At 69.7% G+C, this 13012-nt stretch carries 12 protein-coding genes and 2 pseudogenes; 11 read left to right on the top strand and 3 right to left on the bottom strand.

From position 1 onward, the window contains the following. Positions 1-16: 16 nt before the first annotated feature. Entirely contained in the window at positions 17-349 is a 333-nt protein-coding gene (locus AC08OX_RS08820; protein WP_476607359.1) for a hypothetical protein, read from the bottom strand. A gap of 541 nt (positions 350-890) precedes the next feature. Between AC08OX_RS08820 and AC08OX_RS08815 the strand changes: the two genes are divergently transcribed. From AC08OX_RS08815 to AC08OX_RS08805, 3 genes and pseudogenes are all read left to right on the top strand, one after another. Next, positions 891-3131, top strand: coding sequence for an McrB family protein (locus AC08OX_RS08815; RefSeq protein WP_476607358.1), 2241 nt, complete (start codon positions 891-893; stop codon positions 3129-3131). Then, positions 3110-4081: pseudogene (locus AC08OX_RS08810) on the top strand (McrC family protein); the annotation flags it as partial. The gene AC08OX_RS08815 and the pseudogene AC08OX_RS08810, both read left to right, overlap by 22 nt. A gap of 46 nt (positions 4082-4127) precedes the next feature. Further along, positions 4128-4358, top strand: coding sequence for a hypothetical protein (locus AC08OX_RS08805; RefSeq protein WP_198537833.1), 231 nt, complete (start codon positions 4128-4130; stop codon positions 4356-4358). A 131-nt stretch (positions 4359-4489) separates the two neighbouring features. Here the strand turns inward: AC08OX_RS08805 and AC08OX_RS08800 are convergent. After that, positions 4490-5119 (bottom strand): annotated as a pseudogene (locus AC08OX_RS08800) (carbohydrate ABC transporter permease); the annotation flags it as partial. 88 nt (positions 5120-5207) lie between these two features. Between AC08OX_RS08800 and AC08OX_RS08795 the strand changes: the two are divergent. The 3 genes from AC08OX_RS08795 (at position 5208) to AC08OX_RS08785 (ending at position 7765) form a co-directional block, all read left to right on the top strand. Beyond that, a complete protein-coding gene (locus AC08OX_RS08795; RefSeq protein ID WP_476607357.1) occupies positions 5208-5900 on the top strand; it encodes an AIM24 family protein in 693 nt (230 codons plus the stop codon). Positions 5901-6273: 373 nt separating this feature from the next. Next, positions 6274-6753 carry a bacterioferritin gene (bfr, locus tag AC08OX_RS08790; RefSeq protein WP_011437205.1) on the top strand — a complete coding sequence of 160 codons (480 nt, stop codon included), beginning with the start codon at positions 6274-6276 and terminating at the stop codon, positions 6751-6753. A gap of 400 nt (positions 6754-7153) precedes the next feature. Further along, the gene (locus AC08OX_RS08785; RefSeq protein WP_011437204.1) at positions 7154-7765 is read left to right on the top strand and encodes a superoxide dismutase; all 612 of its coding nucleotides are present in this window, start codon (positions 7154-7156) and stop codon (positions 7763-7765) included. 758 nt (positions 7766-8523) lie between these two features. On the opposite strand, the gene AC08OX_RS08780 is transcribed toward AC08OX_RS08785, so the two are convergent. Next, a complete protein-coding gene (locus AC08OX_RS08780; protein ID WP_476607356.1) occupies positions 8524-8673 on the bottom strand; it encodes a hypothetical protein in 150 nt (49 codons plus the stop codon). 130 nt (positions 8674-8803) lie between these two features. On the opposite strand from AC08OX_RS08780, the gene AC08OX_RS08775 reads away from it, so the two are divergent. From AC08OX_RS08775 to AC08OX_RS08755, 5 genes are all read left to right on the top strand, one after another. Further along, positions 8804-9310, top strand: a complete 507-nt coding sequence (locus tag AC08OX_RS08775; RefSeq protein ID WP_476607355.1) for an alpha/beta hydrolase — start codon at positions 8804-8806, stop codon at positions 9308-9310. 110 nt (positions 9311-9420) lie between these two features. After that, positions 9421-9726, top strand: coding sequence for a hypothetical protein (locus tag AC08OX_RS08770; RefSeq protein WP_476607354.1), 306 nt, complete (start codon positions 9421-9423; stop codon positions 9724-9726). A gap of 12 nt (positions 9727-9738) precedes the next feature. Beyond that, a complete protein-coding gene (locus tag AC08OX_RS08765; protein WP_476607353.1) occupies positions 9739-9909 on the top strand; it encodes a hypothetical protein in 171 nt (56 codons plus the stop codon). Between the two features lie 39 nt (positions 9910-9948). Further along, entirely contained in the window at positions 9949-11601 is a 1653-nt protein-coding gene (locus tag AC08OX_RS08760; RefSeq protein ID WP_476607352.1) for a hypothetical protein, read from the top strand. A gap of 332 nt (positions 11602-11933) precedes the next feature. Beyond that, on the top strand, positions 11934-12734 hold the full coding sequence (locus AC08OX_RS08755; protein WP_476607351.1) for a glutamate ABC transporter substrate-binding protein: 801 nt from the start codon (positions 11934-11936) through the stop codon (positions 12732-12734). Positions 12735-13012 lie beyond the last annotated feature (278 nt).

The following is a 13012-nucleotide window of genomic DNA, read 5'->3' as shown; positions in this document are numbered from 1 at the left end:
ATACACATCCGGAAGATCAACTTTGGTCATGGGCTGCGAAAACTCCAACCAAGATCGAACTATCTAGGAAACTCCCGCTAGCCGCGCCGCCGCCGGAACGGGCGAGCGCCGCCCTGTCGAGAAGTTCCAGCTTGGCGTCGATGCTGGAGGTGTTCCGGCTGGGAGCATCCCGGCCGGCCGGTCGCTCCTGATGGCGGGGCTCGGGTGAGTCGCCCGGGGAGGCGGCGCGGTCCAGCAGGTCGAGCTTTCTGTCGATCTCGGTGACCCGCGACTGCTCCGGGACCGGCCCACCGCCTGCGTCGGGTCGTTCCGGGGCGGTTTCGAGGCCACGGAACTCGGCCGGAGTCACCGCGGTAACCTGGCCGGAGACCGGCGAACAGCCATGGACGCTCCCGGGGCAGAAGAGAGCCATTCTCGTGACCGGGCCAACGGTATCGTATTCAGAAGCGCCTGGCACTTGTACGGCATCCCGGCGCGGAGAAGCGAGCCGGGCGGGATTGCCGCCTGTAATCACCTCCGGCGATCGGGGGGGCGTATTTCTCCGCGGCCTACGTGAGCCGGCGCCGCGCGAAACAGATCGGTTCGCGCGCCTTCATGCTCGCGGTGAGGACGCTCCTGCCGGCCTGTGTGCCTGCTCACGGCAGCATCGATCTTCGGTTGCCGGCAGGCCCGCCGGGGGCGACGGGCGTTCGGTGCGCGAGGCGTGTGGACGGCGACAGCGGGAAACGGACGGCTCGATACCTCTCCGGACGGCCTGGCTGGCTCACCAGAATTATCACTCTAGGTAGTGGAAGTTTCGTTCGCTATGAGTGCTTCGTCGTTGTCTGATGACCTGATGAATAATTGCTCCCGATCAGATTCTGCGGGTGGATCGTCTCGGGGGCGGGTGCATGGCGGATCAGCTAGAGATCATCGGCGGGCTGCTGTACCGGGTTATGCGGATCTTGGCGGAGGTCGGCGAGGCGTCTCCGGACGAGCTGTGGATGCGGATGCGTGCGTCCGATGCTGGCGCCGATCCCGGATGGCGGCGCGGATCAGGTGACGACCCGCGGAGCGCCGTCGCAAGGAAACGCGTCCTGCGGGGCGCTGTCTACCTGGCCAGGGCCGGTTATCTGAGTGAGAGTAACCGCCGGTGGCAGGCCACCGGAATCGGCCGGGATGCGTTGCGGGCGTTCCCGGACCAGGCCGCGTGGTGGCGTGATGTCACGGAGCACAACACTTACTGGCGGGAACACCGGAGCAGCCTTGGCCTGGTGGACGACGTCCTCGCGGTGCTGCCCGAACAGACCTGGGTCAGCGTCACGGATCTCTCGACGGTGGCCGATCTGACGGTCGACGGCCTCGTCCGCCATCTGTGCGGCTCCCGCCCCGAGGGCTGGTCGCGCGTACTCGACCCGGCGGGCCGGCCGCCGCGCGAGGCCCGCTTCACCGAGGACGAGTATCGCGACTGGCTGGACTGGTTCGAGGTCGAGGTCGGCGACCTGACGGCGGGGCGGGCTGCCGGCGAGCTGCGGCTGCCGCTCGACGACCTCCGCATGCTCGTCGAGTCCATCGCGCCGGAGCGGATCCCTCGCCGGGCCTGGCTGGTGCGCGGCGCGGACCGGCGTGGCCGTTCGCTGGCGCGGGATCTCTGGCTGGCCGACGAGGTCTGTTCCCTGCCCGGTGACCGGCTGGAGGTGCGGCCCGGGGTCGACCGGGAGCAGGTGCGCCGGGCGGTCGACCGCGAACACGCCTCGCTCACCTCGGCCCGGCGCGGCCGGCTCACCAGCGAGTACCACGCCTTCCTGAGCCGGATGCGGGAGAACGACCTCGTCGTCGTGAACGACCGTGACGAGTACTACGTCGGGGAGATCCTCGGACCGCCGGTGTTCGTCGCGAGCGTTGGGGGCGTCGCGGACCTGCAACGGCCGGTCCACTGGCGCAACGCCGACGAGCCGGTGAACTACCTCGATCTACCCGATCGGGTGGCGGCCCTGCTCGGCAACGCGGAAGCGCGTATCGTCGATCTTTCCGATTTCGTCGCCGACCTCGACGCCCTGGTGCCCGCGCCCGCGCCGGTGGCATCGATCGCGACGACGGGGGCCGCCCCCCAGAGCGCCGACGCCGACCTCGCCGGGCAGGCCCTCGGCGGGGACGATCTGCGCGAGGTCACGGACGAGTTCGCGGACAGCCTCTTTTACAGCCGGGACTGGTTGCGCAGGTGCGTCGAGCTTCTGCGGGACCGGCCGCAGCTTATCTTCTACGGCCCGCCCGGCACCGGCAAGACGTACCTCGCCCGGCGCTTGGCCTGGCATCTCGCCGACGATCGGCGCGAGAACGTCACCCTCGTCCAGTTCCATCCGTCCTATATGTACGAGGACTTCTTCCAGGGTTTCCGCCCGGTGCAGGTGAAGGGCGGCGACGGTGACGCGGCCACCACCAACCGGATGTCCTTCGAGCTCGTGGACGGTCCGCTGCGCCGGCTCGCCACCGCCGCCGAGCTCAATCCCCGCCAGGCGTTCTTCCTGATCATCGATGAGATCAACCGGGGTGACCTGGCCAGGATTTTCGGTGAGCTGTACTTTCTGCTGGAATACCGCGGGGAGGCCGTCACCACCCAGTACGCCTCCGCGGACACGCGCGACTTCCAACTACCGAAGAACCTGTTCATCATCGGCACGATGAACAGCGCGGACCGTTCGATCGCCGCCTTCGACCAGGCGCTGCGCCGGCGGTTCACCTTCGTCGGGCTCCATCCGGACGTCGAACCGACCGCGTCCGTGCTGCGCCGCTGGCTTGCGGCAGGCGACCTGCCCGACGAGGCGGCCCGCCTGCTCGGCGAGCTGAACCGCCGCATCGACGACCCGGACGCCCGCATCGGCCCGTCCGTCCTATCTGATGCGCGACCGCGTCCACCAGAGTGCCGACGGCCTCGACCGGGTGTGGGAACATCAGATCCTGCCGCTGCTGGCCGAACACCACGTCGGCGAGACCATCGACCTCGCGGCCCGGTACGGCCTACCGGCGCTGCGGCAGTCCCTCGGCCTGGCCGCGGTGGTTCCGGCCGCGGTGGTTCCGGCCGCCGGAGCCCCCGCGAACACCATCCCCGGCCCCGCGGCAGGCTGATGCCATGCTTGCACCGGTGGAGCTGACCGAGGGCGCCGGGTGGCAGCGGCGGAAGCTGAGCCCGGGCCAGGCCGATGCGCTCGATGCCAGCGAGGTGGCGCAGGTGCGGCAACGGCGTGCCGACGGTACCTGCGAGGTCAAGGACAACGCCCTGGTCGGCACCGTGCGCCTCGGGTCGGGCGAGGATGCGTTCGAGGTTCGCATCCGACCCAAGGTCACCATCCGCCGTCTGCTGTTTCTGCTTGGCTACGCGCAGGATCGCGGCAGGTGGTTCGAGAACGAGGTCCAGGCGGCGGAGGAACCGGATCTTCTGCCCGCGGTCGCCGTGGCGTTCGCCCGAACCGCCTCGCGGGCGCTCGCGCACGGGGTGCCGCGAGGCTATCGGCAGGTGGATGCGGCGCTTCCCGTCCTTCGCGGCCGGCTGCGCGAGTCCGCGCAGCTCCGGCAACGGTCCGGGGTGATGTTCCCCCTCGAGGTGCGCTATGACGAGCGCACCGTCGACACCGCCGAGAACCGGTTGCTGCTCGCAGCCACCCGCTCGCTGCTCGCCCTGGCCGGGGTGGCACCGGCCACCGCCCAGGAGCTGCGCCGTATCGCCGCCGCCCTGGACGGTGTGGCCGAGCCGGCGCACGGCCCCGTCGAGCCGCCGGACTGGGTGCCAACCCGGGTGAACGCGCCCTACCATGCGGCGCTCCGGCTCGCCGAGACGGTCTTGCGCTCGTCTTCCTTCGAACGGGAAGACGGGGAAACGCTCCGGGTGGACGGCTTCGTGGTGAAGATGTGGGAGGTCTTCGAGGACTTCGTGACCCACGCCGTCGACGAGGTCCTCACCCACCGCGGCGGTGAGGTCCGCCTGCAGGACCGCACCCACCACCTCGACGAGGACCGGACGCTGGAGATGTGCCCCGATCTCGTGCTGTACCGGCCGGAGGGCCCGGGCGGGCGGATGATCCCGGCGGTTGTCCTCGACGCGAAGTACCGGCTTGCGATCCGACAGGGCGCGCGCACACGTGTACCACCAGATGATCGCCTACTGTGCCCGGCTCGGCGCCCGGCAGGGACGGCTCGTCTACGCCGGCTCGGAGCGGGCCGACGGCCAGCCCGGCGGTCGTGGCGACGTCATCCGGAGCCGGATCGGGGGTCCCGCGCCCATCGAGCTCGTGACGTACGTGCTCGACCTGAGGCTCCCCCTGGCCGAGTTGCGGGCCAGGATCGAGCGGATCGCCGACGATATGGTCACCCCGTCCGTCTGACGGAGCTCTCCGATCTCGCGGCCCACTTTCGCGGCCCACCTTGGATCGCCGTCACCCGGCCGGCCGGCTTCCTTTGGATAGGCAAGAGGCAAGAGGCGAGGAGGCTGCCGCCGGGAAACGGGGCCGCGCGGTCAGCGCAGGCCGGAGCGCACGAACGCGTCGACGACCTGGCGCTGCAGGACCAGGTAGAGGGCGAAGACGGGCAGGCAGGCAAGGCCGGACCCGGCCATCACGGCGCCCCAGTTGTCGCCCTCGAGGGTCAGGAAACCGCGGATGCCCAGCTGGATGACGGAGTTAGCCCGCTGCAGCGCCAGCGCCGGCCAGAAATACTCGTTCCAGGCGGTGATGAACAGCAGGATCGACAGCGACGCCAGCGCCGGGCGCAGGTTCGGCACGACGACCGTCCACAATGTGGACCATGAACCCCGCCCGTCGATGCGGGCCGCGTCGAGCAGCTCCCGGGGGAAGGCCTGCATGTGCTGGCGGAGCATGAGTACCGCGAGCGCCGAGCACAGGTTCGGCACGATGACGCCGGCCAGCGTGTTCAGCAGGCCCAGGTTCGACAGCACCAGGTAGTTCGAGATCATCGTCACCTGGAACGGGATGAGCCAGGTGGCCACGAACGCCAGGTAGAACAGGGTCCTGCCGCGGAACTCCCAGGCGGCGAAGGCGTAGGCGGCGAGCAGGGACATCATGAGCTGGCCGGCGGCGGTGACGGCGGCGATCGTGAAGGTGTTGGCGAGCAGCACGCCGATGTCGAGACGTCGCTACGACCGTTTGACCCCGCCCCGCCTTATTCCCGTCGGTATTCCTACCGGTGTGGCCCGAACGGGTATGGATGGGCGTTGAATGGAGGCCATGAGCCAGCCACTCGCCACCTTCGCGGGGGGCCCCGCCGCGGGCCCCCCGTTCGCCCTGGAAGAGGGCGATCGCATGCTGCGGGTACGCCTCGACGGCGGCGAGATGTACGCCAAGCAGGGATCCATGGTGGCCTATCGCGGCCGCGTCGACTTCGCCTACAAGGGCCAGGGAGCCGGTGGATTCCTGCGGCGGGCGGTGACTGGTGAGGGCCAGGACCTGATGAGGGTCGCCGGCCACGGAACCGTCTGGTTCGCCGAGTCCGGGAGCCACATCTCGGTCTTCACGCTCGACAACGACAGCCTGACGGTCAACGGCCGCAGCCTGCTCGCGCTGGAGTCCGGCATCCGCTACAAGGTCACCACGACGTCCGGCGGCATCGGAGCCATGATCGCCGGTGGGATCTTCAACACCGAGGTTTCCGGCAGCGGCGGCGTCGCCGTGCTGTGCCTGGGCGCTCCCCTGGTGTTGTCGACGGACGAGCCGGTCTGCGTCGACCGGGATGCCGCGGTCGCCTGGACGGCGGGCGTGCGTACCCGGGTGGTCTCCTCGTTCAAGATAGGCAACCTCGTGGGGCGTAGCTCGGGGGAGCTCGCGCAGATCGAGTACTCCGGTCGGGGGGGATTCGTCGTCGTCCAATGTGGTGAGACGCCGGCCGCCGGGACCGGCACCGACCGGCACTGAACCGACTGCCGGCAGGGGCTCGCCTGGTCGGCGCGAAGTCGCCGCGGGGGAATGACGCCATGGTTATGACGGTTCGTCGCACGCTGCCCGCACGCTTCCTCTGTGCAGGATTTCTATCCTACAGTAAAACTTGCCTGCACTTACGTTCATGCGGATGTGAGGGGTCCGGGTTCAGGTTCGCTGCGAAATCCGTATCCGTGTGGTGTGCTGTCCGCTGGAGGTTCCGCCCGTCGGCTCGCGCGGACCGTCGCAGGTCATCGCCGCTGGTTGAGGCGCCACGACGGGTCGATCAAGCGGCGCGGGACGGGGCACTCCCTCGGTGTGATGACGAACGACGTCCGGCCGGCGATGCCCGACGGGAGGTGGAGGTTATATGGTGACGCGTGGTGACGCGGAAATCATCGAACTTCTGAACAGCGTGCTGACGAACGAGCTCACGACCGTCAACCAGTATTTTCTGCACAGTCGTATGCAACGTAACTGGGGATATCGACGGATCGCCGAGCACTATTATCACGAGTCAATCGACGAGATGAAGCACGCGGATCAGCTCATCGAGCGGGTGCTGTATCTCGGCGGTCTGCCGAACTTGCAGCGTCTGCACACGCTGCGTATCGGGGAGACGGTGCCCGAGCAGCTCGAGGTGGACCGGTCCGGGGAGTTCGAGGCGGTTGACCTGCTGCGCCGGGGGGTCGCACTCTGCCGGGAGCGGGGCGACGTCGGATCGGCCGTGCTCCTCGAGCGGATCCTCGTCTCCGAGGAGGAGCACATCGACTGGCTCGACGCCCAGCTGGAGCTGATCTCCCAGCTTGGTGCGGCCCATTACCTCGCCCAACAGATCCATGAGGAGTAGCGGAAGGTAGTGGATGGTGGCGATGAATGGCGGAGTAATCCCGTTTTCGTTTCTTCGTCGTTACGAACTGTTGTTGGCGATGTGAGCGGGCCGATCCTTTGAGTGTCATGGTGTCGGGTCTCGCCATGCAGGACCCATCCGACTGGCGATAGTGTCCAGTCGGGGGGATCGCGCGGAGGATCGCGGAGGATCGCAGCAGCGAAGCCGACCGTCCACAGGGTGCCGTTGAGGCGGTGCCGCGGGAGAGGGGAGGGGAGAGCCGATGAGCATCGCCAGGTTCTGTCCGCCTCCTCCGCCCCGGGTGGCCGCCGGCTCCACCGCACCGCCCATCTGACCTCCGAGAGCTCCACGCGGGGACTCCTCGGATGAATTCCTTATGAATGGAAAGGATCGTGCGCTAGTGGCGACGTACACGCTGCCGGACCTGAACTACGACTACGGTGCTCTGGAACCGTCCATTATCGGGCAGATAGTCGAACTGCACCACGACAAGCACCACGCGACCTACGTCAAGGGTGCCAACGACACTCTTGAGAAGATCGCCGAGGCGCGCGACAAGGGCGACTTCGGTGCCATCGTGGGCCTGGAGAAGACGCTCGCCTTCAACCTTTCCGGGCATATTCTCCACTCGATCTACTGGGAGAACCTCTCGCCGGACGGCGGGGACAAGCCGGACGGTGCGCTCGGTGAGGCCATCGCCGCCGACTTCGGTTCCTTCGACGCCTTCAAGGCGCAACTGAACGCGGTGACCACCACGGTGCAGGGCTCCGGGTGGGGCGTCCTGGCCTACGACGCCACCGCGCAACGTCTGCTCATCGAGCAGGTGTACGACCACCAGGGCAACGTCGGCGTGGGCAACACCCCGCTGCTCGTGTTCGACGCCTGGGAGCATGCCTGGTACCTGCAGTACAAGAACGTCAAGGTCGACTACGTGGCGGCCCTGTGGAACGTCGTCAACTGGGCCGACGTGGCCGCCCGTTTCGTGAAGGCCAAGGGCGCGGCGGCGGCCTGACCGTGCGGGCTGGTTCCCCGACGCACAGGACCGTGCTCGGAGAGCCGAGATAGTTGATCATCAAACGTGCGCGAAAAATGTGTACGGATCACGGCAAGGGCAGCGCCTACGGCGGTGCCCTTGTCGTCGTTTTCCGGTGTTTCGGGGCGGGGGCCACGAGGTCCGGTCACCGGCTTCGCGGCCGGCTTCCCAGCTGACCTTGCCGCCGGTCCGGCCGACCGAACACCTTTCGGTCGACGTCACGTCAGCGTCGGGTCGGCGTGTCGTGGAGTGATGTACGACACACCGTGAACGGCTTGACGGCTTCCCTTCCCGCTACGCAGGGTAGTATGCATGTTCGTGGACGTGCTCCGGCCCGATCGACGCCAGTCCGAGATCCTCCCGTCGCCGTCGTCCTGGCGACGTTGTCGCTGATCTGCCGGCGGCCCCGAGCCGAGCGATCCGTCCCGGCCGCGGGCGGCCAGCGGTCCGGCATCCTCCGCAGCCCGATGAGCTCCTGACGTTCGCCGGCAGGCGACGTGCGGCAGCCGCGTGTTCCTCCGGTCGCCGGGCCGTCGGACCGATCATCGGCGGGCCGGACACCTTCCCTCTCCCAGCCTTTCAAGCCCTCTCCGCGTCCTCAAGCCCTCCCCGAGTCTCCGAGGCGAGATCAACGACTGATGTCGCCTCGACGCCGCGCACGCGGCACGTCCGGCCCGTCTGCCGCGACGATCCGTTTCGTCCGAAGGAGATCTGGCGCCGATGCCGTCGCCGACCACTCAGTTGTCCGTCGATGATCCACGGATGGCCTCGCCCACCTCGTCCGCGGCGGGCAGGCAGTCCCGCGCCCGCACCATCGTCGGTCCGCAGCGGGGCAACTCCGTCGTGCCGACCGCAGGCAGGCCGGCCGCGACACCCATCGCACCCATCGTCTCTCCGGCGTCGATCGTCTCTCCGGCGTCCACCGCCGTCCCGGCCGCGACCCCGGTTCCGTCGACGCGTCGGCTCCCGGCAGCCTCTCCCGCCTCCGGAGGGGCATCCGGGGAATACGTGCGTGCCGTGGTCGCGGTGCTGCTCGGGCGCGGTGAGCAGGCCGGCCCGTTCCACCTTCTCGCCGATCGGCTCGCGCTGGACGGCTACCTGGTGACCGTCGTTCCCGACGGTGGCCGCCGGGTGCCCGCGGTGGCCGAGAACCGGGTGCCGGGCGTCCCGTTCGTCCTCCTCGGTTCCGACACAGGGGCCCTCGCGGCGCTGGCGATGGCCGCCTCCCCCGCGGTACGTCCCGACGGTGTGATCCTGGTCGGCCTGCCGCTCCTGCAGGTTCCCGTCGCGGGGGTGGCCATCGAGGAACCGTTGCCGCGTGCCCTGCCCGACCTCCCGATCCTGCTCATCCACGGTGCGCAGGACGAGGTCAGCCCGCTACCCCTGATCCGGATGACGACGCGCACCGCGTCCCGGGCGGAGCTCGTGGTCGTCCCGGGCGGCCACGACGTGCTGACGGGTCCGGGGCGTCGCAGCGTCGCCGCGCGGGCCCTGCTCTTCCTGGAGTCCCTCCGCGAGGCCTGATCCCGGCGGGTCTGCCGGCCCGGGGAGGGCAGCGGGTCGTGATCGCCGCCGCCCGCATACTCGGCATGACCGTTCGGCCCACTCGGTAAGGGCCGAACGACCAGCCGGGCGTGACATCCGGCGGATCGGCTGGTCCGTCCCGGCAGGGCACTGTTGACGGCACCGCCGCCGGACCCCTGCGGGTCCTGAAGATGCCCAAACCCGTCGTGGTCGGATCCGTGGACCTGCGACGGCGACAGGCACGGGAAGACGCCTGCCAGACCGAGGCGGCCCTCAACCGGCGGCTGGCGCCGGACGTGTACCTCGCCGTCGCGGGCGTCCGCGACGAGGCCGGCCTCCTGCGCGATCATATGGTCGTCATGCGTCGGCTGCCCGTCGCGCGCCGACTGACGACGCTGGTCGAGCGGGGCGGGTGAGTTGATCCACAGTTGCGTGACCTCGCGCGCCGACTCGCGGCGTTCCACGAGAGCTGCGAGACCCCGGCCCGGATCGGTGCGGCGGGCAGCCTGGCGGCTATGCAGGCTCGCTGGCTGGACCTGCTGCGCGCCGAGGAATGTTCCCGCCGGTTCCGGCGATACGAGCCCCTCGTCGTTGCTTAGAGTAATCGGATCGGGGTAAAGCGCGTACGCTTAGTTGCCGTGACGGCTGTAACGTCGCTGCCGCCCACGCAGAGTGGGGGAGCCTCCCCGGCCGGTCGCCGAGCGACCGTGCGTCGTCGCCGTGGCGGTGGGGAGCCCGGTGGCCCGGGCGGCCCGCGAGCGCGGTGGGGCACGCGGCTCGCGCGGGCCGTGCTGGGCATCGCGGCGCGATGCGACGCGGGTGTCCGGCTCGTCGGGCTGCTGGCGTTTCTCGTGGTCGCGCTCGCGCTGTTCGGGTTGACGCTGCACGGAGTGGTCACTCATCGGCTGGACGCGACCGACGGCCTGGTGAGCCGGCACGGCCGAGCGCTCGCCACGGCTCAGGAGCTGCGGGCCGCCCTCTCCCAGGCGGATGCCGCCGCGGCGGCGGAGGTCTTCGCGCCCGTCGAGCTTCTCGTCGGCAGGGGAGAGTCCGCCGCCGAGCTGCGGCAGCGCTATGACCGGATCAAGAACGGTGGGCTGTTCGAGGCGAGTGTCGCCGATGCCGCCCGTGACGTCCTGGACCTGCGCCGGCTCGACCCGGCCCTGTGCGCCGCGGACCCGCCCTGGTCCGACCCCGTGGCGCCGCCACCCGGACCCGACGGCGCGGGGACTCGGCCGTCGTCCGGGCGGATCGCCTCGTCGTGCCCCCTGGACGTGCTTGCTGGCGGCATTCCCGTCTACAACGGGATGGTCGAACGGGCCCGGGCGAACAACCGGGCGGGGCTGTCCGTCGGCGAGGCCAACCTGCGGGCCGCCTCGACGATGATGCGCACGGAGATCCTTCCGGCGACCGAGGTGCTCGTCGCCCGGTACGCCGACGCGGTGGACACCGCCTACCAGCAGGCCACCGGCTCACGGGGTGAATGGGCGATCGTGAGCACGGCCGCCCTCGCGATCATCGCGCTCGTCGGCGTCCAGCTGCTTCTGGTCCGACGCACGAACCGACTGGTCAACCCGGGCCTGCTACTCGGCACCGGGTGCATCCTGGCCACGGTCACCTGGACCGCGGTCGCCTTCGGGACCCAGCAGACCCGTCTTGACACCGCGCAGGACTCCGGGTATCGACCGATGATCCTGCTCGCCCGATCGAAGACCCTGGCTCTGGAGGCACGGGTCGATGAGAACCTCTCGCTGACAGCGCTCGGCAACGGCACCCGTTTCGACGAGCACTTCGCCTGGGTGACCCGAGGCCTCGGCTTCGACGTGACCGGTGACCGCCTACCGCCCGAACCGGTCACCCGTCGTGGTTCGCTCGTCGTCGCCCTCGACGCGCGCGGGGGAGCCGGGATACCGGCGGGACTCGAGAGCGATCTGCGCTCCTGGCTGCGTATCCGGGCCTCGGTGGTGGCTCTGCTGGCCTCGTCACCGGACTCGGTCGTCGCGGCCGCGCGAGGACCGGGAGACGCCGGCTCCTCCGTCGGGGATCCGCGTTCCTCCGACACGTTCGGACAGGCGGTGACCCGGACCCTCGGGCCGGGCACGACGGCGTTCACCAGCTTCCTCGGCAAGCTCGACGTCGCGATCGACGCCGCCCGGGGCAGATTCGAAGGAGATGTCCGCCGGGCCGCCGCGGCGTTGCGCGATCTCGAGCTGGCCGGCCCGGCACTCGTCCTCACCGCGATCGTCGCGGCCGCGGCGGGGATGTGGCCCCGGCTCCGGGAGTACCTGTGAGCCCGCCCGGCCGGACCGGGCGCCGGACCGGGCGGACCACCCGCCGGCACCCTTCCATCCCGACGGGGGCAGTGGGCCCGGTGCTCGGGGGGATCCTCGTCGGCTGCATGGTCCTCGTGGGCGGTACGGGCTGCAGCACCGCCCGTAGCCCCCTTCCGCTGGAGGCCGCCCCGATGTCGCCATCACCGGTGCCGGACGCCGAGCCCACGCAGGCGTCGGCGGGATCGGCCAACCCGGATGGAACCTGTCGCCGAGATGGCAGACCGCTCCGGTCGAGCGAACCACCCCTCACCCCGATGCCTCCCCCCGGCCGGATGCCGGTGGGCAGCCGCATGCGCGCGATCGCGCGGGACCGCGGCTACCTGCGCGTGGGCATCGCCACCGACGCGCCCCCGGCCGGGTTGATGAACTGGCGTACCCTGCGACTGGAGGGGTTCGACGTCGGCATAGCCCGCGCGGTCGCCGCGGCCATCTTCGGCGCTGAGCGGGTCGACGATCATGTCCAGTTCCGTGCCGTCACCACCTCCGAGCGGGAGGACCTGCTCCGTTCCGGCATGGTCGACATGCTCGTGGCCACCATGACCATCACCTGCGAGCGCAAGCGGCAGGTCCGGTTCTCCGACGTGTACTACGAGTCGACCCTGCGGTTGCTGGTTCGGGAGAACGCCGGATTCCGCGGTATCGCCGATCTCGTCGGACGGCCGGTCTGCTCGTCGGCGGGGAGCACGTCCAGCGAGAAGCTGGCGCAGCTGCCGGCGCCGGGACCCCGACCGGTGACCCGGGCCCGCCTCGCGGACTGCCTGGTCGCGCTCCAGCACGGTGACGTCGACGCGATCGTCGGCGACGATGTCCTCCTCGCCGGACTGGCCGCCCAGGACCCCTACACGACGGTCCTCGGGCCGAGCGCCTTCGGCGCGGACCTCGAAGCCGGCGGCCGGCTCGACGAGCCCTACGGTATCGCCATGCCGATCACCGGGGACACGGCGGGAGACGACGAGTTCGTCGCGTTCGTCAACGGCGTGCTTCGCGAGATCATGCTCGACGGAACCTGGTCCCGCCTGTATGAGGAGTGGCTGCGACCGGGCCTACGCGTACCCGGCCGCCCCCCGCTGCTCGACGGTGGCCGTCCCTGACCGGGCCGTGAACTGGCGGGCCGGGCGAGCCACGAGATCGAAACCGGTGATTCATGATGAATGACGCGCACCCGAGCCCTGGTACCCGAGCCCTGGTACCCGAGCCCCGATGGTTGTCACAGTTCGGACGGTAGACCGACAAGCCGTGCGCTGGCGTCCCAGAGCTGGTGGCAGCGCGCGACGTCGGTGGTGTGCGATGCGGTTATGACCGTCTCGTGCCGGACGAAGAAACGCCCGCTGACACCATTGAGCCTTTTCAAAGTTAGCTTTCCTAAATC

The organism is Frankia sp. CoBUL1, from assembly GCF_978021245.1.
Note: the sequence above shows the minus strand (reverse complement) of the source record. Positions and strands in the feature narration are given on the sequence as shown.